21 protein-coding genes and 1 riboswitch are annotated in these 23,022 nt (G+C 61.5%); of the genes, 7 read left to right on the top strand and 14 right to left on the bottom strand.

The window, feature by feature from the left end; genetic code table 11:
• The first annotated feature begins 93 nt into the window (after positions 1-93).
• On the top strand, positions 94-1,938 hold the full coding sequence (ilvD, locus tag R0J92_RS07100; RefSeq protein WP_411051189.1) for a dihydroxy-acid dehydratase: 1,845 nt from the start codon (positions 94-96) through the stop codon (positions 1,936-1,938).
• A 392-nt stretch (positions 1,939-2,330) separates the two neighbouring features.
• Here the strand turns inward: ilvD and R0J92_RS07095 are convergent, their stop codons facing one another.
• Positions 2,331-3,149, bottom strand: a complete 819-nt coding sequence (locus tag R0J92_RS07095) for a sulfotransferase family protein (RefSeq protein ID WP_411051188.1) — start codon at positions 3,147-3,149, stop codon at positions 2,331-2,333.
• Positions 3,150-3,286: 137 nt separating this feature from the next.
• Between R0J92_RS07095 and R0J92_RS07090 the strand changes: the two genes are divergently transcribed.
• The gene (locus R0J92_RS07090) at positions 3,287-4,864 is read left to right on the top strand and encodes a DUF5928 domain-containing protein (RefSeq protein ID WP_106161369.1); all 1,578 of its coding nucleotides are present in this window, start codon (positions 3,287-3,289) and stop codon (positions 4,862-4,864) included.
• 65 nt (positions 4,865-4,929) lie between these two features.
• On the opposite strand, the gene R0J92_RS07085 is transcribed toward R0J92_RS07090, so the two are convergent.
• From R0J92_RS07085 to R0J92_RS07070, 4 genes are all read right to left on the bottom strand, one after another.
• Positions 4,930-5,667, bottom strand: coding sequence for a substrate-binding periplasmic protein (locus R0J92_RS07085; RefSeq protein WP_411051187.1), 738 nt, complete (start codon positions 5,665-5,667; stop codon positions 4,930-4,932).
• Positions 5,668-5,849: 182 nt separating this feature from the next.
• Positions 5,850-6,488 carry a DUF1523 family protein gene (locus R0J92_RS07080; RefSeq protein ID WP_411051186.1) on the bottom strand — a complete coding sequence of 213 codons (639 nt, stop codon included), beginning with the start codon at positions 6,486-6,488 and terminating at the stop codon, positions 5,850-5,852.
• Between the two features lie 175 nt (positions 6,489-6,663).
• Entirely contained in the window at positions 6,664-7,872 is a 1,209-nt protein-coding gene (locus R0J92_RS07075) for an aminopeptidase P family protein (RefSeq protein WP_411051185.1), read from the bottom strand.
• A 191-nt stretch (positions 7,873-8,063) separates the two neighbouring features.
• Entirely contained in the window at positions 8,064-8,849 is a 786-nt protein-coding gene (locus tag R0J92_RS07070; protein ID WP_411051184.1) for an alpha/beta hydrolase, read from the bottom strand.
• Between the two features lie 103 nt (positions 8,850-8,952).
• Here R0J92_RS07070 and R0J92_RS07065 point away from each other — a divergent pair, with 103 nt between their 5' ends.
• Complete coding sequence (locus R0J92_RS07065; RefSeq protein WP_411051183.1) at positions 8,953-10,425, top strand: NAD-dependent succinate-semialdehyde dehydrogenase; 1,473 nt, start codon at positions 8,953-8,955, stop codon at positions 10,423-10,425.
• Between the two features lie 10 nt (positions 10,426-10,435).
• On the opposite strand, the gene R0J92_RS07060 is transcribed toward R0J92_RS07065, so the two are convergent.
• Positions 10,436-10,867 carry a globin domain-containing protein gene (locus R0J92_RS07060; protein WP_411051182.1) on the bottom strand — a complete coding sequence of 144 codons (432 nt, stop codon included), beginning with the start codon at positions 10,865-10,867 and terminating at the stop codon, positions 10,436-10,438.
• A 176-nt stretch (positions 10,868-11,043) separates the two neighbouring features.
• Between R0J92_RS07060 and R0J92_RS07055 the strand changes: the two genes are divergently transcribed.
• Both R0J92_RS07055 and R0J92_RS07050 read left to right on the top strand, forming a co-directional pair.
• The gene (locus tag R0J92_RS07055) at positions 11,044-13,215 is read left to right on the top strand and encodes an esterase-like activity of phytase family protein (RefSeq protein WP_411051181.1); all 2,172 of its coding nucleotides are present in this window, start codon (positions 11,044-11,046) and stop codon (positions 13,213-13,215) included.
• A 200-nt stretch (positions 13,216-13,415) separates the two neighbouring features.
• Positions 13,416-13,551, top strand: a riboswitch (FMN riboswitch).
• A gap of 90 nt (positions 13,552-13,641) precedes the next feature.
• Positions 13,642-14,535, top strand: a complete 894-nt coding sequence (locus R0J92_RS07050) for a DMT family transporter (RefSeq protein ID WP_411051180.1) — start codon at positions 13,642-13,644, stop codon at positions 14,533-14,535.
• Here the strand turns inward: R0J92_RS07050 and R0J92_RS07045 are convergent.
• From R0J92_RS07045 to R0J92_RS07020, 6 genes are all read right to left on the bottom strand, one after another.
• A complete protein-coding gene (locus R0J92_RS07045) occupies positions 14,515-15,120 on the bottom strand; it encodes a TetR/AcrR family transcriptional regulator (protein WP_411051179.1) in 606 nt (201 codons plus the stop codon). The genes R0J92_RS07050 and R0J92_RS07045 overlap by 21 nt on opposite strands.
• 132 nt (positions 15,121-15,252) lie before the next feature.
• Positions 15,253-15,717 carry an Hsp20 family protein gene (locus R0J92_RS07040; protein WP_411051178.1) on the bottom strand — a complete coding sequence of 155 codons (465 nt, stop codon included), beginning with the start codon at positions 15,715-15,717 and terminating at the stop codon, positions 15,253-15,255.
• 141 nt (positions 15,718-15,858) lie between these two features.
• Positions 15,859-16,653, bottom strand: coding sequence for a trypsin-like serine peptidase (locus R0J92_RS07035; protein ID WP_165798068.1), 795 nt, complete (start codon positions 16,651-16,653; stop codon positions 15,859-15,861).
• A gap of 152 nt (positions 16,654-16,805) precedes the next feature.
• Entirely contained in the window at positions 16,806-18,125 is a 1,320-nt protein-coding gene (gene glcF, locus R0J92_RS07030) for a glycolate oxidase subunit GlcF (RefSeq protein WP_411051177.1), read from the bottom strand.
• A 4-nt stretch (positions 18,126-18,129) separates the two neighbouring features.
• Complete coding sequence (locus R0J92_RS07025; RefSeq protein WP_411051176.1) at positions 18,130-19,221, bottom strand: FAD-binding protein; 1,092 nt, start codon at positions 19,219-19,221, stop codon at positions 18,130-18,132.
• Between the two features lie 70 nt (positions 19,222-19,291).
• Positions 19,292-20,740: an FAD-linked oxidase C-terminal domain-containing protein gene (locus R0J92_RS07020; RefSeq protein WP_411051175.1), complete on the bottom strand. Its 1,449-nt coding sequence runs from the start codon at positions 20,738-20,740 to the stop codon at positions 19,292-19,294.
• An 81-nt stretch (positions 20,741-20,821) separates the two neighbouring features.
• Between R0J92_RS07020 and R0J92_RS07015 the strand changes: the two genes are divergently transcribed.
• The gene (locus R0J92_RS07015; RefSeq protein WP_106161339.1) at positions 20,822-21,544 is read left to right on the top strand and encodes a DUF599 domain-containing protein; all 723 of its coding nucleotides are present in this window, start codon (positions 20,822-20,824) and stop codon (positions 21,542-21,544) included.
• Positions 21,545-21,579: 35 nt separating this feature from the next.
• A complete protein-coding gene (locus R0J92_RS07010) occupies positions 21,580-21,939 on the top strand; it encodes a hypothetical protein (protein ID WP_411051174.1) in 360 nt (119 codons plus the stop codon).
• A 25-nt stretch (positions 21,940-21,964) separates the two neighbouring features.
• Here R0J92_RS07010 and rlmH read toward each other — a convergent pair whose 3' ends face one another.
• Together rlmH and rsfS are read right to left on the bottom strand one after the other, a co-directional pair.
• A complete protein-coding gene (gene rlmH, locus R0J92_RS07005) occupies positions 21,965-22,435 on the bottom strand; it encodes a 23S rRNA (pseudouridine(1915)-N(3))-methyltransferase RlmH (RefSeq protein ID WP_411051173.1) in 471 nt (156 codons plus the stop codon).
• A 181-nt stretch (positions 22,436-22,616) separates the two neighbouring features.
• A complete protein-coding gene (gene rsfS / locus R0J92_RS07000) occupies positions 22,617-22,976 on the bottom strand; it encodes a ribosome silencing factor (protein ID WP_106161333.1) in 360 nt (119 codons plus the stop codon).
• Positions 22,977-23,022 lie beyond the last annotated feature (46 nt).

Genomic DNA, 23,022 nt, shown 5'->3' with positions numbered 1-23,022 from the left:
CAAGAGTAATTTCGTGACCTCGAACCGCCCCGACATGTTGCCTTTACTGCGCGAATAGTGTCCCTGTGGGCAAAAATATAGGGAACCAGCATAATGCCGATGTACCGATCCAGAACCTCCACCCACGGTCGCAACATGGCCGGCGCCCGCGGCCTGTGGCGCGCCACCGGCATGACCGAAAGCGATTTCGGCAAGCCGATCATCGCCATCGTCAACTCCTTCACCCAATTTGTGCCCGGCCACGTCCACCTCAAGGATCTGGGCCAGATGGTGGCCCGCGAGGTGGAAAACGCTGGCGGTGTGGCCAAGGAATTCAACACCATCGCGGTGGATGACGGCATCGCCATGGGCCATGACGGCATGCTCTACTCCCTGCCCTCGCGCGAGGTGATTGCCGACAGCGTCGAATATATGGTCAACGCCCATTGCGCCGACGCGATGGTCTGCATCTCCAACTGCGACAAGATCACTCCCGGCATGATGATGGCCGCAATGCGGCTCAACATCCCCGTGATCTTCGTCTCCGGCGGACCGATGGAAGCGGGCAAGATCGACATCGAATCCCTTGATGCCAAAAAGGTCGATTTGGTCGATGCGATGGTGGCCGCGGCCAGCGACAAGCTGACCGACGAGGAAGTGTTGCACATCGAGGAAAACGCCTGCCCCACCTGCGGGTCGTGTTCGGGCATGTTCACCGCCAACTCGATGAACTGCCTCGCGGAGGCGCTGGGTCTGGCGCTGCCGGGCAATGGCTCCACCCTGGCAACCCACGCGGACCGCAAGCACCTGTTCCTTGAGGCCGGGCGCAAGATCGTCGAGATCACCAAGCGCCATTACGAGGGCGAGGAAAAAGGCCTGCTGCCGCGCGAAGTCGCCACCTTCGAAGCGTTTGAAAACGCCATGAGCCTCGACATCGCCATGGGTGGCTCCACCAACACAGTGCTGCACCTGCTGGCGATCGCCCATGAGGGCAAGATCGATTTCACCATGCAGGACATCGACCGGCTCAGCCGCAGGGTGCCGTGCCTGTGCAAGGTCGCGCCCAATACCGAGAACGTCCACATGGAAGACGTGCACCGCGCCGGCGGCATCTTCTCCATTCTGGGCGAGCTGTCCCGCGCAGACCTGCTGCACACCGATGTGCCGACGGTCCACACCGCGTCGATGGGCGAGGCGATTGCCAAGTGGGACATCACCGTCGCCAACAACCCCGAAGCGGTCTCACTGTTCAAGGCCGCCCCCGGCGGCGTGCGCACCACCCAGGCCTTCTCGACCGAGAACCGGTTCAAGGAGCTGGACACCGACCGCGCCGGCGGCGTGATCCGCGCTAAGGAACACGCCTTCAGTCAGGACGGCGGCCTTGCGGTGCTGTTCGGCAATATCGCGCTCGATGGCTGCATCGTGAAAACGGCCGGTGTGGATGCCTCGATCCTGAAGTTCACCGGCAAAGCCTACGTCTGCGAAAGCCAGGATCAGGCGGTGAATGACATCCTGACCGGCAAGGTCAGCGCCGGCGATGTGGTGGTGATCCGCTACGAAGGCCCGCGCGGCGGCCCCGGCATGCAGGAAATGCTCTACCCGACCTCCTACCTGAAATCCAAAGGTCTTGGCAAAGACTGCGCGCTCCTGACCGATGGCCGTTTCTCGGGCGGCACATCCGGTCTGTCGATTGGCCATGTCTCGCCCGAGGCTGCCGAGGGCGGCACCATCGGCCTGGTGGAACAGGGCGACACCATCGAGATCGACATCCCCAACCGCACGATCAACCTGGCAGTGGATGAGGCGACCCTGGCCGCCCGCCGCGCCGCGATGGACGAGAAGGGCTGGAAACCGGTCGCCAAACGCAAGCGCAAGGTCTCCACCGCTTTGAAGGCCTATGCCATGCTCGCCACTTCGGCGGCCAAGGGCGCGGTGCGCCAGGTGCCTGAGGACGAATAATCCCGGCCCAAAAGGTCAAAGGCTCCTGTCATGTCGCAGGGGCCTTTTTTTTGTCCGACGTCTTGCCATCGATACCTTGGGAGCCGCAACAGCAGTGACACGGGTCAAGGGCGGCCCTGCCGCCGCGCGCAGGCGCGGTTCACCCTTGACGCGCCCACCTTTCACTAAACTGGACAAGGCGCGTTCCGGGCAGACCCGCCCCTGAACCGCTTCTCAGCAGATCCCGCTCTTCCCACCTGCCCCAAACGCAGGCCTCTACACTGGCACCGCAACAGATGCCTCAAGCACCGCGCCGGGCGCCAGCCCGGCGCCCGGCCCAACCGGGTCAGATCATTTCCAATGATCGCAAGCCGGGCGGGAGCCTCCCCCCGCGCCCTGGTCTCATAGTTCCGTCAGTCGCCAAGCTTGGCGTGGATCTCGTCGAGATCAATCTCGCCGATGGGCAGCTTGTTGCCCGGGTTCTCGACGTCATATTTGAACAATTCGAAATCGCGTTTGTAGATCTCGTAGACCAGATGCATCGACAGATCGTCGAAATAGTCCTCGACCGGATGCGCGCGCTTCGGGCCATGGCCTTCGCTCTCGTTGAAGCGCGGCATCGAGGCCAGATCCACCACATGCGGCGTTTCGATGGCATCCAGCACCTCCTGCATGCCGTCGTTGAATTTCTCGGTCCAGACCACCTTGTCGTAGCGCCCGCCGTTCACGATGAAGGTCGACACATGCCCCGAAGCCGCCGACCAGTGAATGTCCGGATCCATCGGGCGCCGCCAGCGGATGGTGTCGCGGGCAAACAGCAGAAACCGACGGAAGCTCTTGATCTGGTCAAACTCCTGCTTGCCATCCTCGCCGCCAACCTCGATGCCATATTCATACATCAGCTTGGGCACCAGGTTGCCACGGTAGCGCCGTCCGTTGCGCTGAATGCCGCAGATCTTGTCGAAAAACGAACTGAGTATTCGAGTGTACGGGTTACGCACGCAAGTGAAGGCATAAGCGCCGTGCGATGTCACATTGGCCTCAATCAGCGGCTTGCTGTCCTCCTGCGCCCACTTGTGCAGCCCGGCGGTGGAATCGTGGATATCGCCGTCAAAAAAGCGCCCATGATCGGAATAGAACATGATCTGGCCAATGGTGGAGCAGGCGCATTTGGGCACCACGCGATAGACCACGCTTTCGCTCTCCGTCATCCAGGTGCCGGGAAATCCCATCTTTCGCTGTCCTTCGCTCTTCATTCGGCGCCAGAATGCCCGCTCTGGCCGCAATTGCAAAACAATCTGGTTTATTCACGCCAGTTTCCTCTTTATCAAGGAAACAATCCTATAAAACAGGGTATTGCATCCCGAAGATGGCAAAAATCGCCTATATTCTGCTCTGCCACAAAGACCCGGCTGCGATCATCGAGCAGGCCGAGCGGCTCACTGCGACCGGCGACTACATGGCAATTCATTTCGACGCGCGCGCCCGAACTCAGGACTATAGCGCCATCCAAACCGCGCTGGCGGACAACCCCAACGTCACCTTTGCCCGACGCAGGGTCAAATGCGGCTGGGGGGAATGGTCGCTGGTGCGCGCCACACTGAACACCCTGCAGGCCGCGGTCGAGACGTTCCCGCGCGCCACTCATTTCTACATGCTCTCAGGCGACTGCATGGCGATCAAGACCGCCGAATATGCGCGTGATTTTCTGGATCGCAATGACAAGGATTTCGTGGAGAGCTTTGATTTTTTCGAAAGCGACTGGATCAAAACCGGCATGAAAGATGACCGATTGATCTATCGACACTATTTCAACGAGCGCAGCCAGCCGCGCCTGTTCTACCTTGCCTATGAACTGCAGAAAAAGCTCGGGCTGACCCGAGACGTGCCTGCCGACATCGAGGTCCAGATTGGCAGCCAATGGTGGTGCCTGCGCCGCCGCACCGTCGAAGCGATCCTGAAAATGGTGCGCAAGCGACGTGACGTGACGCGCTTCTTCGCCTCAACCTGGATCCCGGACGAGACTTTTTTTCAGACGCTCGTACGTCACTTGATCCCCGAAGATGAAATCGAATGCCGCACTCTGACATTTCTGATGTTCAGCGACTACGGCATGCCTGTGAACTTTCACAACGACCACTACGACCTTCTGCTGCGTCAGGACTTCTTGTTCGCCCGCAAGATCAGTTCAGATGCGCAGGAGTTGAAAACCCGCTTGGGACGGCTGTATGCGGCCCGTGATGTGGAATTTCAGATCTCAAACGAAGGCGCGAACCTCTACAAGTTCCTGTCGGCACGGGGCCGCACCGGACAACGGTTTGCGCCCCGTTTCTGGGAAACCGAAAGCAGCCTGGGCCGCGAGCGAGAGCTGTTGATCCTGACCTGCAAAAAATGGCATGTGGCCAAGCGCATGCTGGACCAGATCCGCAAACTGACCAATACACCGGCGATCGAGTATCTGTTTCACGAAGAGACCACGCCGTTGCCGGATCTGGGCGGGATACAACGCACGCTGGAGAAGCGCACGCGCCATCGCCGGGCGCTCACGCGGATGCTCTTTGACTACTACGAGACGGATCGCCTGATCATCTGCATGGATCCATCAGCGTTGGATCTCATGCATGACTTCTTTTCAGACCGGTCTCATGCGCGGCTACTCAGAATAGACTGCAGTTTTTCCGATGACTATCTGATCGGCCACGCCCATCGGGTCGGCCTCGCTGGACAGCACGCCCCAAAGGCGATGTTGGAGCGGCTGCTACCGACAATACGCAATGACATCGCCAGCGAAATCGACCAGATCCGCGATGCAGGGTTCGCGCGACATTGGGCGGTCATGGAGCGCGCGTCTGAGAGTGAAAACGCCACCGCAGTAGCGCATTTCCTCGACGTGCCTTATGAGACCGCGCTGGAAGTCGCACGCACGCCGCACCTGTTCGCGGACTGAGGCAGAGGCACGTAGTGCCTCGCCAACGCTCCCGTGCAGCATACGCCGCCGCAGAGTGGCAGGCCTCAGTTCAGCCCGTGTTTCGCCTTCAGCTCCGCGATAACCTCGGGGTTGGCATCCATCCAAACATCAAAGGCAGCTACGACATCTGAATGCGTGCTGGTGGAGAGGTGATAGTTCGACACGGAATGCGGCAGGCTTTCGTCAAAGACGAGAGCCTCGGGTGCGTGCCCCAGCTCCACAAGCACGTGACGCACGACGTCAAGATTGGCATAGGCACCATCAATACGACCCGCGAGCGCCTGACGCACCATTCCGGTGAGGCTGGAATTTTTCGTCAGAGCGACGCTACCGCTTTCGATCCGATCCAACCAAGCAAAGGCGGTGAACCCCAAAACGATACCCAAGCGTTTGATCTGCTCGCCCCCCGCTCCCTTGTTTGCGGGTTCGACCATCACACCGTCGATCGCTTCGACCACAGGTTCGGAGTAGACCAAGTCGGTGCCCTCCTTAAGGTCAGCCGACCAATAGGCATTGTCAGGGTATTTCAGGTCCACATCACCGTTTATCACCGCCTGCATCAAGCGAGAAACTGGCAGCGCGCGGAAGGTCAGTTCGTACCCCTCATCTGCGGCAAATCGGTTCAGAATATCCGCGCCAAAGCCGGAATAAGTCTCTCCATCCCAATTGTAGTGCGGCAGATATTCGGTGTCTTCCACACCGACCACAAGCGGTTCCGCCGCCTGAGCCATAGGTGTCCAGGACAGAGTTACGAGGCCAAGAGTGGCCAGCAGCGTCTTCATGGTTTCTCTCCGAAATTAGGTGCGTTTCACACCTACGGAGTGTAGCCCCCTGCCCTTACCAGAGGTTTATGTCACGCAGGTTGCCAGCCGATAAGTCCTCAATAAAATTCGGTTGGACCTTCAACAATTTTGAGCAAATCGTACTGCAACATTCGCGTTTCGGGTGCGCTGTGGTCGCCGTGTCAGGGTTTACGCCGGAACCAGCGACGCACGCCACGCGTGCGGTCGTCAATGGCATCTCCGGCCGCGTAGAACCCGTCCTCGACGTTGTCGAACAACGGGTCGAGACGGTTCCGCTTGAACCTGCGCAGGCGCACAAAAATTGCCCAGAAAATCGCAGCCAGCAGCACCAGTATGATGATGGAGATCCAATTGACTGGCTTGTCATCAGGCCCTGCCGCTGGCGAAATGGAAACTGCGTTGGGAAAGGAGGACAAAAGCTCACTGCGCCACCCGTAGTGCATGATACGCACCCACTCGGGGTTATCCTTCGTTGAGATCGCGTCGTTTGCCTCAGTGTAGAGATTGGCCGTATCGAATTTAAAATAGGGCGGCCAGCTCCAGCCCGTATCCTCATTCCGATAGACGATCGCGCGACCATTCGGGCGCACCGCCTGAATAAACTGCACATCCCGGTTTGACAGGCCGGCGCTCTGCGTATCGGGCGTCGACCAGAACATGCGGGTCCAATCGCCGAGCTCCTTGCGCTCCTCATAGGTGTTGACGATGCGCACCACGTCATTTTGCGGCAGGGTGTAGTGCAGGAAACCACCGACAAAAAGCCAGAAGGTCAGAAAGAAAATCCACTTCACATAGGCCATGTCGCCCCCTTCACACTCCGTACACCTGAGCACAATGTCGGACGTCTTGCGCCCAAAAACAATGACCTAGGCCAAAATTCCAACGCGACCCGAGGAGCGTCACAGCTCCAAGCACCGGCACGCGTTGGATGCAGGTCCCGCGCGTGCCGGTCAAGCTGTTTCAGGAGCCGCGACGTCAGCCAACCACGTTGAACTCCGGCCCGTAGGGGTACTTTGTGATGTTCTCGTTGCCATCCTCAGTGACGATCAGAATGTCATGCTCGCGGTAACCTCCGGCACCCGGCTGGCCCTCTGCGAGGGTCAACATCGGCTCCATAGAGATCACCATGCCCGGCTCCAGCACCGTGTCGATATCCTCGCGCAGTTCCAGCCCAGCCTCGCGCCCATAATAATGCGACAGCACGCCGAAGGAGTGACCATAGCCGAAGGTGCGATATTGCAGAAGGTCGCGTTCCTCAAAGAAGGCGTTGATCTTGTTGGTGATCTCGGCGCAGCTGGCCCCCGGTTGCAGCAGCGACATGCCATATTCATGCGCGGCGACGTTGGCCTGCCATATCTTCAGGCTCTCGGCGTCAACCTCCTCGACAAACATCGTCCGCTCGAGCGCGGTGTAATAGCCCGAGATCATCGGAAATGTGTTGAGCGACAGGATATCGCCGCGCTGCAGCTGGCGCGCCGTCACCGGGTTGTGAGCACCATCGGTGTTGAGACCGGACTGGAACCAAACCCAGCTGTCTCGGTATTCCGCATCCGGAAAGCGCGTGGCGATGTCCAGTTCCATCGCGTCCCGGCCCGCCATGGCCACGTCGATCTCGCGCGCGCCCGCTTTGACCGCATCACGGATGGCGTAGCCGCCGACATCGGCCACCGCCGCGCCCGCGCGGATCAGCTCCAGTTCGGCGGCGGATTTGTGCATCCGCTGCACCATGGTGGGCTCATAAAGATCCACCACGAATGACGGCTTGAGGAAATGCTCCAGCTTGCCCTTTTGCAGCAGGGTCAGATGGTCGCTCTCGTAGCCGATGGTGGCCCCGGCACCGGTCACCGACAGGATCGCGCGCCAGAAGTTGTCGCGCTGCCAGTCGGTATAGGTAATGTTGTCGCAGAAGGAACGGCGCCAGGGCTGGCCCGCGTCGATGCCAGCGCTGATGGTGACCGCCTGTTCCGCTGTCACCACCAAACCGTAGGGTCGGCCAAAGGCGCAATAGGTGAAGCCGGAGTAGTAAGAGATGTTGTGCATGGAGGTGAAGACCGCGGCCCCCACCCCAAGATCAGACATGATGCGACGCAGCCCGGCGATGCGAGCCTCATATTCGGCCACGGCAAATTGCAGCGGCGCCTTCTCACCGTTGTGAAAGCGGTAGAATTCAGGACGAGCAGTCATGCTGGACCCTCCTTTTCAAAAAAGAAGATCCCGGCGTTCAGGATGTTTTGGGATGTGGAACCCGTGGGTGTTCCCACGCGCGACGCCATCGCAGGTTCCGCCCGGAAGATGAGGCGGAATCAGCGCTGAGGCAAGCATATTTTGTCGGCATTCCGCGCGGAGCCGTCCTCCGGCACCGCGCGGCGGGCGACCTAGCCGGTGATGACCGCGACCAGATCGCTGTCGGGATCGGCCAGCGGCTCGATCACGTTGAAATGGTGCTTATCAAAGGCGATAACGTGATCCGCCTCCCAGGCTTCCACCAACCAGATCGCCTGATCGAGAAAAGCCGGACGCTCCGATCCGCCGACCCAGACCGTTACTTCGGCCGCGTGACGGTCCTGCATTTCCACCGGGCTTTCGGCTGCGGCCTCCTCGGCCGTCATGCCGAATTTCTGGTTCATCGAGGTCCGCAGCAAGGGGCGCAGATCCGACAGGGGTGAGATCGGCACCACGGTCCGGATGCGCGCGCCGATGTCATCGGGCAGCACCGACCTGTCGAGCATCCGCGCCACCAGATGGCCGCCGGCGGAATGACCGGCCAGCGCGATGGGCCCCTCGACCTCCTGCGCAATGGCCTGCACCGCCTGCGCCACTTGCTGTGTGATCTCGGCAATCGTGGCATCCGGACAAAGGTCATAAGACGGCATCGCGACCGCCCAGCCCTTGGCCAGCGCCCCCACAGCGAGATGTGACCAGCTCGATTTATCGAAGTTCAGCCAGTAGCCCCCGTGCACAAAGACAAACACGCCTTTGGGGTGCTCTTCCGGCAGGAACAAATCAAAGCGATGCCGCGTTCCATCGCCATATGCTAGGTCCAGACGGGCGCGCTCGTGCAGGCTGTTGCGGAAGTCCTCGGCAGAAGCCGCCCAGCGCGGCGGGTAATCTGAAGCCCCTTCGATATAGGCTCCGTTTGCGTAGGCATCGTCGAGTTCCATGCTAATCTCTTAATGTGTTAAGTTTCTGGACTTATCGCTGTCACTGGACAACATTAGGCGCAAGTGCTTTGCATTTGCGAGACACGAATTTGCGGAGGATAAGATGCTCGATGCAACGACGGACCTGAAATCGCTCCTGAAGGATCCCTCCCTTCTGGAAACCCGCGCCTATGTGAACGGCGCTTTTGTCGATGGCGAGGGCACGTTTGAGGTGACCAACCCGGCGCGCGGCGATGTGATCGCCCAGGTCGCAGACGTCAGCCGCATGCAGGCGCGCGAGGCAATCAAGGCGGCCAATACCGCGCAGAAGGACTGGGCCAAGTGGACCGGCAAAGAGCGCGCGGGCGTGCTGCGCAAATGGTTCGACCTGATGATGGCGAACCAGGAGGATCTGGCAGTGATCCTGACCGCCGAAATGGGCAAACCCCTGGCGGAATCGCGCGGCGAGATTGCCTATGGTGCGTCCTTCATCGAGTTCTTCGCCGAGGAGGCCAAGCGCATCTATGGCGAGACCATTCCCGGCCATCAGCGGGACAAGCGGATCACCGTGATCAAGCAACCGATCGGCGTTGCCGCCTCGATCACGCCGTGGAACTTCCCCAATGCGATGATCACCCGCAAGGCAGGCCCCGCGCTGGCGGCAGGCTGTGCCTTTGTGGCGCGCCCAGCTTCCGAAACACCGCTGTCGGCCACCGCATTGGCGGTTCTGGCCGAGCGCGCTGGCCTGCCCGCAGGCGTGTTCAGCGTCCTTCCGGCCTCGGATGCGGCGGGCATCGGCAAGGAGTTCTGCGAGAACCCCATCGTGAAGAAGCTGACCTTCACCGGCTCCACAAACGTCGGGCGCATCCTGCTGCGGCAGGCGGCGGATCAGGTGATGAAATGCTCCATGGAGCTGGGAGGCAACGCGCCTTTCATCGTGTTTGATGACGCCGATCTCGACGCAGCGGTCGAAGGCGCGATCATGTGCAAATTCCGCAACAACGGCCAGACCTGCGTTTGCGCCAACCGGATCTACGTGCAGGCCGGCATCTACGACGCCTTCGCCGCCAAGCTGAAAGAGGCGGTTGCGGCGATGAAGGTGGGCGACGGTCTGGACGACGGCACCCAGTTCGGCCCGCTGATCAGCACCGCGGCGGTGAAAAAGGTCGAGGACCATATCGCCGACGCCAAAGACAAGGGCGCGGAGGTCATCCTCGGCGGCAACCCGTCCGAGCTGGGCGGCACCTTCTTTGAGCCCACAATCGTCACCGGCGCGACACGCGAGATGGCCTTTGCCCAGGACGAGACCTTTGGCCCTCTGGCGCCTTTGTTCAAGTTCGAGAGCGAGGACGAGGTGATCGCGATGGCAAATGACACCATCTTTGGCCTTGCGTCATACTTCTATGCCAAGGACCTGAGCCGCGTCTACAAGGTGGCCGAGGCGCTGGAATATGGCATCGTCGGCATCAACACCGGCATCATCTCCACCGAGGTTGCGCCCTTTGGTGGTGTGAAACAATCCGGTCTGGGCCGCGAAGGCAGCCACCATGGCATCGAGGATTATCTCGAGATGAAATACCTCTGCATGGCGGTCTGAGGACGCAATTTCAGGTGGCGGGGGTCTCGATCCCTGCCGCCAAACTCTGGCACAGGCGCCGCAGGGCCGCATTCCAGGCCGAGAGTTCCGCAGCCGTCAGCTCATCGCGCAGCACCTTGCGAAAGGCCATCAACAAGGCTCGCTGCGCCATGTACATGTGTCCAGCGGTCAGGCCGAGATGCCTGTGTTGTAGCAGTAGCCTGTCCACCAACGAAGCCAGATCACTGCCGTCGCCGAGGCTTTTCATAGCAGAGGCCAGCACCTGTGCGAACATGTCCTTTTGATGCGAGGAACCCTTGGTGAACAGGGCGCGTGCATCCGGTATCTCCAGAAAAAGACACTCGTAGAACTTGTCCATCAACGCCGCTTTTCGGGCGAAAACCGTGCCAAAGCTGCCTTTTACGAGCTGGCCGTCGATCTGGTGCAAAATCGCCATGCCCATCGCGGCGCCCCCCTTACCGATACGCGGATTTCATGCGGAATACTGGACATAGTCTAGGCGCAACTGGTGAAGCGCTCCTTACCGGGAGATCACCAAATCTATAAAAATCTGTCACAAATGTTTTGTGACTCGTCGGCAATGCCAAGGCACTGATATTCAAATTCCAGGAGCTGCCGATGTCCATGCGCCTTGTGTGCCTCACATCTGCTCTCGCGCTGACCGCCGGTTTTGCGCAGGCAGATCAATCCTTCAATCGCATTGCCTCCTTCCCCGTCGTCAAGAACATGGCCGAGGGCGAAGACACCACACGCGAAAGCTCACCCGAGATCATCGACGTCACCGCCGATGGCATGACGCTGGTCTATACCGACAGCCCATTGGGCGCGCTTGGCCTGATCGACATCTCCGACGCGGCCAACCCGGCCCCCAAGGGCAACATCGCGCTACCCGGTGAGCCGACCTCGGTCGCGATCATCGGCGCCATCGCCTATGTTGGCGTCAACACCTCGGAGAGCTACACCCAGCCCTCCGGCCGTTTGATGGCCTTTGACACCGCCACCGGCGCAGAGGTCGGCGCCTGCGACATCGGCGGCCAGCCCGACTCGCTTGCCAAATCCAAGGACGGCGCTTTCCTCTCAGTCGCGATCGAGAACGAGCGTGACGAAGACCTGAACGACGGCGTGATTCCACAACTGCCCGCCGGCAACCTCGTGATGGTCAACACAACGGACGGCGGTCTCGACTGTGCATCGATGAAGATGGTCGACCTGACCGGTCTGGCCGAGATCGCCGGGTCTGATCCCGAGCCGGAATATGTCTCCATCAATGGCCTTGGCGAAACCGTCATCACCCTGCAGGAAAACAACCACATGGTTGTGGTCTCCAAGGAAGGCGAAGTGCTCAACCACTTCTCCGCGGGGGCTGTTGATCTCGACGGCATTGACGCCACCGACGAGCGCGGCGCGATGATCTTCACCGAGAGCCAGAAAGGCCGCCTGCGCGAGCCCGACGCGGTGACGTGGATCGACGACACTCATTTTGCCACCGCCAACGAAGGGGACTACAACGGCGGGTCGCGCGGTTGGACGATCTTCAACAAGGATGGCACCGTGGTCTATGACTCCGGCGTCGATTTCGAACACGCGATCATCCAGATCGGCCACTACCCGGACAAACGCTCCGATGCCAAGGGTGTCGAGCCGGAATCGGTGACCTTTGGCGAGTTTGACGGCACGCCCTATGTCTTTGTCGGCGCCGAGCGCGCGTCTGTTGTTGGGGTCTATGATGTCACCGATCCGGCCAACCCGGTCCTGACCCAGTTGCTGCCCTCCGGCACCGGTCCCGAAGGCTATGTGACCATCCCAGAACGGGGGCTGTTGGTCTCTGCCAATGAAAAAGACCTGATCGAGGACGGTGGCGCCCGCGCCCATGTCATGTTGTTTGAACAGCAGGACGCGCCCGCGGTCTACCCGCACCTGACCTCCGAAGGCATGGACGAGCTGACCGGCTGGGGCGCGATCTCCGGCATGGTGGCGGATTCTGACGGCATGATCTATGCGGTGAACGACAGTTTTTATGGCTTCCAGCCTTCGATCTTCAAGATCGACCCGTCGCAGACCCCTGCCCGTATCATCGATGTGATCCGCATCCACCGCGCCAACGGTGACGCGGCGCAGAAACTGGACCTAGAAGGCATCACGCTGGACGGCAACGGCGGCTTCTACGTCGCCTCCGAAGGACGCACCGAGCGCGCCATTCCGCATGCGATCTACCACGTCACCAAGGACGGTCTGATCAAGACCAACAAGGGCGAGATCACCATCCCGCCGGCCCTGATGAACGTCGAGAAGCGGTTTGGCTTTGAAGGCATCACCAAGGTGGGCGACACCCTGTGGATGGCCGTTCAGCGCGAATGGAAGGATGACCCCAAGAACCTCGTGAAACTGGTCTCCTACAATATCGAGACCAAGGAATGGGGCGCGGTGCACTACCCCAAGGCCGAGCCGGACACCGGCTGGGTGGGTCTGTCGGAAATTACGGCACATGGTGACTACGTCTACATCATCGAACGCGACAACCAGAACGATCACCGTGCGGTCACCAAGAAGATCTACCGCGTCGCCCTCTCCGAGATGGTACCTGCTCCGCTCGGCGGCGAGCTGCCGATTGTGACCAAAGAAGAGGTTCGCGACCTGCTGCCGGATCTGAAATCCACCGGCGGTTATGTGCTCGACAAGGTCGAAGGTCTCGCGATCCTGGAAGACGGCACAGCCTGGGTCTCCACCGACAACGACGGCGTCGACGACAGCTCTGGCGAAACCATGTTCTGGTCCTTCAAGGTCGAATAACACCTCGATCACGATCTGACATTGGAGGGGCCCGGACGGGCCCCTCTTTTTGTGTCAAACGTGCTTCTCAAGGGCCTTGCCCCTCTGACCCTGCGGGCCATTCACCCCAGGATATTTGTGGTCAGAAGAAGGATCGGTCGGAAAACACCGGCGAACGGGCGCGAAGGGGCTTTGTTTTGCGCGCTGGCAAGGGTACGAAGCCCTATTCTCAGGGCAGGGTGAAACTCCCTACCGGTGGTTACAGCCCACGAGCGGCCTTTGCCCATGGCGAAGGTGTCAGCAGACCCGGCGCAATTCCGGGGCCGACGGTCACAGTCCGGATGGAAGAGAATGGAGAGACCCGTGCCGCCGCCTGTGAACAGGGGGAGTCTGGGTCTGTTCGTCTGCCTTGGGTCACATGCGTGCTGAGGAAAGGACGAAACGCAGATGACTCAAACCCTCCCCACCCCGCTCAAGGCGGCTGGCCTGATGGTCCTCGCCGGAGCCTGTTTTGCGCTAGTCAACATTGGACTGCAATCGGCCACCATGCTGCATGGCGCATCGGCCCCCACGGTGACCTTCTGGCAATATCTGATCGCGCTGCTGTTCTACATCCCGTGGATCTGGCGCAACCGGCTGGCTGTTCTGACCACGCGGCAAATCCTTGCCCATGTCCTGCGTGTGGCGCTGGCGGTTGGCGGCGTGCAGCTCTGGACACTGGGGCTCGCGCATGTGCCGATCTGGCAGGCCATCGCCCTGATCCTGCTGTCGCCCTTCTTTGTCACCATCGGCGCGGGGCTGGTCCTGCGCGAGGAGGTCTCGCTTCAGCGCTGGGGCGCGGTGATTGTCGGCATCATCGGCGGCATGGTGATCCTGTCGCCCTGGTCGGATCATTTTCAGATCGCGGCACTTCTGCCGGTGGCGGCAGCTGCCCTCTGGGCTGCCAGTTCGGTGGTGACCAAGCAGTTGACCCATCGCGACAGCACCGAGACTGTGACGATCTACCTGCTGCTTCTACTAAGCCCCGCCAATGCGCTGCTTGCGGTCGGCAGCGGTTTTACTCTGCCCGAGGGCACGCTCTGGCTGGTGATCGGGGCAGGGTTGCTGACGGCGCTGGCGCAGCATACGTTGGTGCGGGCCTATACGCTGGCGGATGCGGCCTTCCTTCAGCCCTTCGACCATCTGAAACTTCTGTTCAATGTCGGTCTTGGGGCGCTTGTGTTTGGCTTCCTGCCGGACGGCAACATGTGGCTCGGCACCGCGCTGATCCTGGTGGCCAGCGCCTATCTGCTGTCGCATGAGGTGCGGACGAGGCCCGGTTCAGCCGCGCAGGGTGCCTGAGACAAGCTCAGCCAGCATCACCGCATTCTGGTCGCGCGCGCCATCGTGGGCGGCGCGGCCAAACATTACCTCCAGCGAGGTGCTGGTGGTCTCCATGAGGGAGGCGGCCCCCAGAAGCTGCGTCACCACAACCAACGCGCGCGGCATGCCTGCATCCTGCCAGCGTTGCGTGGCCTGCACCGTCGCCACCAGCCCCTCGAACAGTGTATGAAGCGATGGTCCCGCCTTGGCGGTTGGCAGCGCGGCGTGATCCAGCATCGCGCGGATCAGCAGACGGGTCGGCGCCGGGTCGGCCTGCATCTGCGCCATGAAGGCGGCAAAGAACGCCTCCAGCTGGTCCTCGGGCGGACGGTCATCCTGCATCGCGTCGAACAGAAGTTGCACCATCTCCGCCGCCGTCTGCTCCACCGCCAATGCATACAGCGCGTCCTTGCTGCCGAAATGATGCAGCAGCGCCTGTTTGCTCAGGCCCAGCTCGCGCGCGATCGCCGAAACCGACGCCCCGGCATAGCCATGCGCGGCAAACAGGCGACAAGCGCTGCGGATCAACTGGAACCGGGTGGTCTGAGGGGGAGATGTGTTCATGCCGCCATTAAGGCAGGCGTCGTGCCGCCGCACAACCTACCGCGTGGTAAGGACGCGCAAGCCCAACAATAAAATCGCCCCCGGCAAAGGCACCGGGGGCGGGACAACAGGGCGCAAGCGCCCCGGGAGGGATCAGTTCACGGTCGAGGCGATTTCCTTCGGCCGCGATCCATTGGCCGAGGCGATCTCGATCCGGCGTGGTTTCAGGGCTTCGGGCACTTCACGCACCAAGTCGATGTGCAGCATTCCATCGGCGTGGCTGGCGCCTTCGACGCGCACGTGATCGGCGAGGGTAAAGCGGCGCTCGAATGCGCGGGTCGCGATGCCACGGTGAAGATAGCTGCGCACTTCGCTCTCCTCACCCTTGCGGGCGGAAACGATCAGCGCGTGCTCCTTCACCTCGACGTTCAGTTCCTCTTCCGAGAATCCGGCCACGGCGATGGAGATGCGATAGGCATCATCCGCGGTCTTTTCGATGTTGTAAGGGGGGTAGCTGGGCTGCTGGATATCCGAGCTCATGACCCGGTCCATCAGGTCGGCAATCTGGTCGAAACCAACGGTTGCGCGGTGCAGCGGAGCAAAATCAAACGTACGCATGGTTCATCCTCATCTTTGAGCGATAACTGCTATGAAGCCCTCCCAAACGGGACGGGCGGTTCTGCGCCGGGACCCAATCAGTGGCGCCCCGGACACCCTCCGATTTATGAAGGGGCTCCGCAGTTTCAAGAGGCTGCCCCCTCAGTTTGAGATGAATTTTGCGCCCATGTCACGGCGGCGGGGTTCACCCACCTGCACCCGGCTGACCCCTTGCGGCAATTGGCTGCCCACATGGGTGCCAGTCAGCTGGGCTTCCAGCAGTGCCAGCTCATCGGCCAGTGACGCGCCGAGCGAGACCGGATTGCCCTCCACCCTGGCCTTGGCCGACACCACGGAAACAATGCGCGGCCGCTCGCCATCGAAAGAGAAAACGGGCGCGCCGGAGGAGCCGAAATCCACATCGCAGGACATCACCAGTACGCCGTCCTGCCGTGCCATCACGGTGCAGACCTCCTGCAACGACGGCGCTTCGGATCGGTCCTGCGCGTAAGACACCACCCCGACCCGCGCGCCCTTGCGGGGGCGCACATCGGTTTCAAACGGGGTCACAGTGGTGTTGCGGATCGGGCGCTGCAGTTGCAGCAAGGCGATATCGTTGCGCACCCGCGTCGCCGAAAGCGTGCCATCGTAAACGTAGGAAGGATGCAGCACCGCCCGTTTGACGGAGCGATAGGCCGAGGCCCGCCCGTTGCGCCAGCCGGCCAAAAACTCGATCGAGGTCGCGTCGATCTGCTCCAACGTGTCGCGATCATAGAGACAATGCGCCGCCGTCAGCACCAGATCGGGCGCGATCAACGCCCCGGTGCAAAACCCCTCACCACGGCGATCCAGCCGTCCGACTGCCTCCCAGTCGCGGCCCGCATCTGTGGTCTCCAGGCTCTTGAGACGGCTGTCATCGGCGCGCAGATCCGGTCCGGCTTGCGCAAGGCCGGACATCGCGCAGAACAAAGCGCTTGAAATCAATTGCTTGAAAGGCAGCACAGGCACACTCCACATCCCACATGCAGCAGAGTAGCCAGCACCTGGGGCAAAATTTGGGCGCGCGGCGGCGATTCCATGCGCCCCTTTGTGATGCAGGTTGCAGCGGCTCAGCGCAAGATCGGAACCGAAGGCGCGCTGCGATCCGCCTGCAGCGCCGGCGGTTTCGGGCCACCGGTCGCCCAGTCCAAAAGCTCCACCGTATGCACGATTGGCAGTGAGGTGCCGGAGCCGATCTGCATCATGCAGCCGATGTTGCCCGCCGCGATGAGATCGGGCGATTTGGCCTCAAGCGTGCGCACCTTGCGGGCCTTCAACTGGGCCGAGATTTCGGGTTGCAGCAGGTTGTAGGTGCCGGCGGAGCCACAGCACAGATGGCTGTCGGCGGGTTCGACCACCGTAAAACCGGCACGTTTCAGCAAGGTCTTTGGGTGGGTCTTGATCTGCTGGCCGTGTTGCAGCGAACAGGCCGCGTGATAGGCGACCGTGAGCTCTTGGTCCGCGCCTTCTGGCAGGTCGAGCTGCATCAGAAGTTCTGAGATATCCATCGCAAGACCCGAGACGGTCGCGGCGTCCGCCGCCAGCGCATCGTTGCGGAACATATGACCGTAGTCCTTCACCGTGGTGCCGCAGCCGGAGGTGTTGATGACGATCGCATCCAGCCCCTTGCCCGTCTTCTCCGTCATCCAGGCGTGGATGTTCTTGGCCGCAGTCGCGTGGCTTTCGTCCTCGCGCCCCATGTGATGGGTGAGCGCGCCGCAACAGCCCGCGCCTTTTGCCACCACCACCTCACAGCCCAATCGGCGCAGCAGGCGGATGGTGGCGTCGTTGATATCGGTGTTGAGCGCCTTTTGCGCGCAGCCCGTCATCAGCGCCACGCGCTTTACCGGGTTGCCTTCGGCGGCAAAGCTCTGCGGATCATCGTTGCGACTGACCGGCGGGATCACTTTTGGCGCCATCTCCAGCATCGCCCGCAGACGGGCATCCGGCATGAGCCCCTTGAAGGGGCGCGCCAGTTTCGCCCCCAGCAAGGCCAGCCGGAAGCGCCCCGGATAAGGCAGGATGCGCGCGAGTACCCAGCGCAGCGCACGGTCACTGAAAGGTCGCTTGTAGTGTTTGTCGATATACGCGCGCGCATGATCCACCAGATGCATGTAATGCACACCAGACGGGCAAGTGGTCATGCAGGCCAGACAGGACAGGCAGCGGTCGATGTGCCTGACCGTCTTTTCATCCGGAACCCGCTCGTTTTCCAGCATGTCCTTGATCAGGTAGATGCGCCCGCGCGGGCTGTCCAACTCATCGCCCAGCACCTGGTAGGTCGGACAGGTGGCGGTGCAGAACCCGCAATGCACGCAGGAGCGCAGGATTTCATTGGCACGTTGAGTGCCCGGATCGCGGAGCTGGTCTTCGGTGAACGTGGTTTGCATCTTGTTATCCCATCAGCCCCTGATTGAGGATCCCTTTTGGATCAAACTGCGCCCTGAGCCCGGCAGAGATCGCGGCCAGTGGCGCAGGCTCGGGGTGAAAGCGCGGCAGGCTCGCGCGCTCTCCAGCCCGCACCAGCGTGGCATGGCCGGGCACCGTCATCATGGACCGCACATCGCGGCCCGCAGGCATCAGCGCCCAGATCAACCCGCCGCCCCAGTCACACAGGGTGCGGGTTGCGCCCAGCGCCGGGATCAGATCCACCGCATCAGTGGGTTTGACCGAGATCCGCCAGACATCGCCCGCCGCATCGGCAAAGGGTCTGACATCGCGAATATCCCGCCACAGCGCCGCGCTGTCGGGGAGCGTTTCGACCGCGCCCAATGTCCCCAGCGTGCGGGCCAGCCCCCCGGCGCGATAGGCGACTGAGGCCTCAAACCCCTGCAGCCGCACATATGCGGTCTGCACCTCGGGGTCATAGGCAGCCCCTGTGACGTCAAAGGGCGATCCGAGCGCCGCAGACATCGACTTGATACCTTTCGCAAGGTCCACATCGCGCAGGGCAAGCGTCGCAGTCACCTCTGGCACCGGCAGCACCTTCAGAGACACCTCGGTCAGCACCCCCAGCGTGCCATGCGCCCCCGCCATCAACTTCACCAGATCATAGCCGGTGACGTTCTTCATCACCCGACCACCATTGGACAGGACTGCCCCCTGCCCGTCGACAAACCGCACCCCCAGCAGGAAATCCCGCGCGGCCCCGGCCTGAATGCGCCGAGGACCAGAGATATTGGCCGCAAAAACACCACCCACCGTTGGTTCGCCCGACGTGCCCATCAGGGCACGATGGTCCATCGGCTCAAACGCCAGTTGCTGGCCCTCAGTGGCCAACAGCGCCTCGACCTCCGCAACCGGCGTCCCCGCCTGCACCACCAGCGTCAGGGCCTCCGGCTCGTAGAGCGTCACCCCGGACAAGCCGCGCGTGCTCAGCACCGCGCCATCTTCATGAATCCCCCGGGTGCCGCCACCCTGAATGCACAGAGGCCCAGTCGCGCCTCCAATGATCTCGGCCAGTTCAGCCTCGCTCTGCGGTGTCATCATTTCATCTTTTTCCAAATATCCTTGGGGGTCTGGGGGCAAAGCCCCCAGCTCGGAGATGAGGGACGCCTCACTCCGTGGCCAGATCAACACTTCGACGCCCGGCCGTCGTTGACAGCGGGAACACCTTCGCCGGGTTGAGCAGCCACTTGGGATCGAACACGTCCTTGACCCAAAGCTGCGCCTCGATGTCCGCGGCCTCATACTGATGCAGCATCAGGTCGCGTTTCTCGATGCCCACGCCATGTTCGCCGGTCAGGCATCCGCCCACCTCGACGCAGAGCTTCAGGATCTCGGCCCCAAGCGCCTCGCACAGCTCCAGATCGCCGGGTTTGTTGGCGTCAAACAGGATGAGCGGGTGCATATTGCCATCCCCCGCATGAAAGACGTTCGCAACTTTCAGGCCAAATTCCGCGCTCATCTCTTCGATCCGGCGCAGCACCAGCGGCAGGGAGGACACCGGGATGGTCCCGTCGAGGCACATGTAGTCGTTGATCTGTCCCATGGCGCCAAAGGCGGATTTGCGTCCCAGCCAGATCCGCGCGGCCTCATCGGCATCACCTGCCTCGCGCAGCTCCACCGGATTGTGGCGGCGAGCAATCTCGGTGATCAATCCCAGCTGATGGGTAATCTCGGCCTCGGAGCCTTCGACCTCCACAATCAAAAGCGCCTCGCACATCGGATAGCCCGCCTTGGCAAAGGCCTCGCAGGCCTCAATGCAGGGACGGTCCATGAACTCAATGGCGACGGGCAGGACACCGGCCTTGATGATGTCGGAGACACAGGCGCCCGCCACCTCGTTGCTGTCAAAGGCGATCAAAACGGGGCGCGCGCCTTCGGGTTTGCGCAGGATGCGCAGGGTGGCCTCGGTCACCACACCCAACTGTCCCTCGCTGCCGCAGATCACGCCAAGAAGATCCAGCCCCCCCGCATCCAGATGCGCACCGCCGATCTCCACCACGGTGCCGTCCATCATCACCAGTGTGACGCCCAGCAGGTTGTTGGTGGTGACGCCATATTTCAGACAATGCGCCCCGCCGGAGTTCATGGCGATATTGCCGGCAATCGCACAGGCCAGCTGCGACGAGGGGTCAGGCGCATAGAAGAAATCCTCTTCCTCCACCGCGCCGGAGACGCTGAGGTTGGTCCGGCCGCTCTGCACCCGGATGATGCGGTTGTCGTAGTCGGTCTCCAGCACCTCGTTCATCCGGGCCACCCCGAGGATCACGCAATCGGCCGTTGGCAGCGCGCCACCGGCCAGCGACGTGCCCGCGCCGCGCGGCACCACCGGCACCCCCATCGCGTGACAGATGCGCAAGACTTCCGCGACCTCTTGTGTGGAGCGCGGCAGTACCGCCAGCATCGGCGGGCATTTGTAGGCCGTCAGCGCGTCACACTCATACGCACGGGTCTCCGCCACATCCGAGATGATGGCATCGGCGGGCAGCACGCGCTGCAACTGGCGCAAAAGCTCGTCCTTGCGGGCCAGGATGGCGGCATTGGGGGATGGCATCTCCATGCGGGCTCTCCTCTTTGGTAATATAATATTACCAATTTTTGACCGCTGGCAAGGACGAACTGACTGGGCTAGGGTCTCAGCATGATATGGTTAGACCGCCTCGAGTTGTTTTCAACGTGGGATTTCATAGCCCTGACCTGTTTTGCGGCAGGTTGGTTCTGGATTGGCTGGCGGATCGAAAACCCCAATCCCAAGCGGCCATCTGTCTCTGCTCTCATGGCGGACTTCCGACGCGAGTGGATGAAAGAGATGGTCACCCGCTCGCCACGGATATTTGATTCTCAGGTGATTTCGTCGCTGAGACAGGCCACCGCATTCTTTGCCTCCGCGACGATGCTGGCTCTCGGCGCCGGGCTTGCTTTGATTGGCAACACCGAACAGCTCGCGGGTGTGGCGCAGGATCTGGCGCTGGAGCAAACGCCGGTGTTTGTCTGGGAGATCAAAATCATTCTGGTACTGGCCAGCCTGACAAATGCCTTCCTCGCCTTTGTCTGGTCACACCGCCTGTTTGGATATTGCTCCGTGTTGATGGCAGCGGTGCCAAACGAAGCCAGCGACCCGCGTGCCTATCCGCGCTCGCGGCAGGCTGCCGAGATCAATATTACCGCCGCGCGCAGCTTCAATCGCGGATTGCGCGCGACGTATTTCTCGCTGGCTGCCCTGGCCTGGCTGGTTGGAGCAGAGGCACTCATAATCGCCACCATCGTCACGCTCGGCGTGCTCTACCGGCGGGAGTTCATCTCGCGCTCTCGACGCATCCTGATGCAGTCAGAGCCCAAGACCGTCGCCCCCACCAAATTGTGACGACAGCCACCGGAAACTCCGGCTAAGCTTGCTGCATGTTGAGATATGCCCTGATCCCGCTGTTGTGCCTGATCGTGCCGCAGGCTGCATTCGCAGATGACCCCGTCATCGAAGACGTTACCGCCCGCCAGAACGGTGGCAGCTGGAGCTTCTCCGTCACCCTGTCGCATCCCGACAGCGGCTGGGACCATTATGCCGATGGCTGGCGGGTGCTGGACATGGACGGCAACGAGCTGGGTCTTCGGGTCCTGGCGCATCCTCATGTTGATGAGCAGCCCTTCACCCGCGCCCTGAGCGGCGTCGCCCTTCCGGACGGCACCATGCAGGTGCAGATCCAGGCCCGTTGCAATCTGGATGGCTGGGCCGCGGAGGCGGTGGTATTCGATCTGCCTTGAACAGAAGCAGTCGGGTTCCAGCGGTTTAGACCCGGTGATACGGGCTTCCGGAGAGAATGGTGGCCGCGCGATAGATCTGTTCGGCCAGCATCAGCCGCACCATCATATGCGGCCAGACCATCTTGCCGAAGGACAGCGCAAAATCCGCCTCTGCCCGCAGACTGGGGTCGATGCCGTCCGCACCGCCAATGATCAGCGCCAGATCCTGCCGTCCCATGTCGCGCCAGCCCGCCAGTCGGTCGGCAAAATCAGGCGAGGAGATCACCTTGCCGCGCTCGTCCAGCGTGCAGATCAGCGCCCCCTTGGGTAGAGCCTTGCGCAGCAGGTCCGCCTCGGCGCCCATGCCGGCGTTCTTCTTGTCCTCGACCTCGATCACCCGCGCAGGGCCAAGGCCCAATGCCCGCCCGCTGCGGTCAAAGCGCTGCAGGTAGTCTTCGATCAGCGTCTTTTCCGGCCCAGCGCGCAAACGCCCGACCGCGCAGATGTGCACGCGCATGCAGATATGTCCTGACGTTGGAAAACTGGAAAGGCAGGATGCCGGGGCTTTAGGCTATCGGAATACCGGGCTTTGCCCAACCTGCCCCGCGAACAGGGGCAGTTGCGGCAAAACCGGCAACCAAAAGCCCGATAGGGGTCAGGCAATGCCCGACCCGCAACGGGCCTCGGTGTCGACCGTCTTAACTGGCGACTGCACCTGCGGGCAGCCACATCTTCTCGATCTGGTAGAACTCGCGCACTTCCGGACGGAAGATATGCACGATCACATCACCGGTATCGATCAGAACCCAGTCACCAGTATCCTTGCCCTCGACCTTGCAGCCAATGCCGAATTCATGCTTCAGCTTGTCTGCCAGCTTTGCCGACATGGAGGCGACCTGACGCGTTGATCGGCCAGAGGCCACGATCATATAATCGCCAATTGACGTCTTGCCGCGAAGATCAATCTTCGTGACATCTTCGGCCTTGTCTTCATCAAGCGAGGAAAGGATGCGTTCCAGCAGATCTTCGCTGGAATATTGCGGTGCGGACGCGGCCATCACGGCTGCTCCGGACGGGGCGGCAACTGCCGCCTGAGGTTGGGGT

This window comes from Tritonibacter sp. SIMBA_163 (genome assembly GCF_046535935.1).
GTDB classification, from domain to species: domain Bacteria; phylum Pseudomonadota; class Alphaproteobacteria; order Rhodobacterales; family Rhodobacteraceae; genus Epibacterium; species Epibacterium scottomollicae.
Note: the sequence above shows the minus strand (reverse complement) of the source record. Positions and strands in the feature narration are given on the sequence as shown.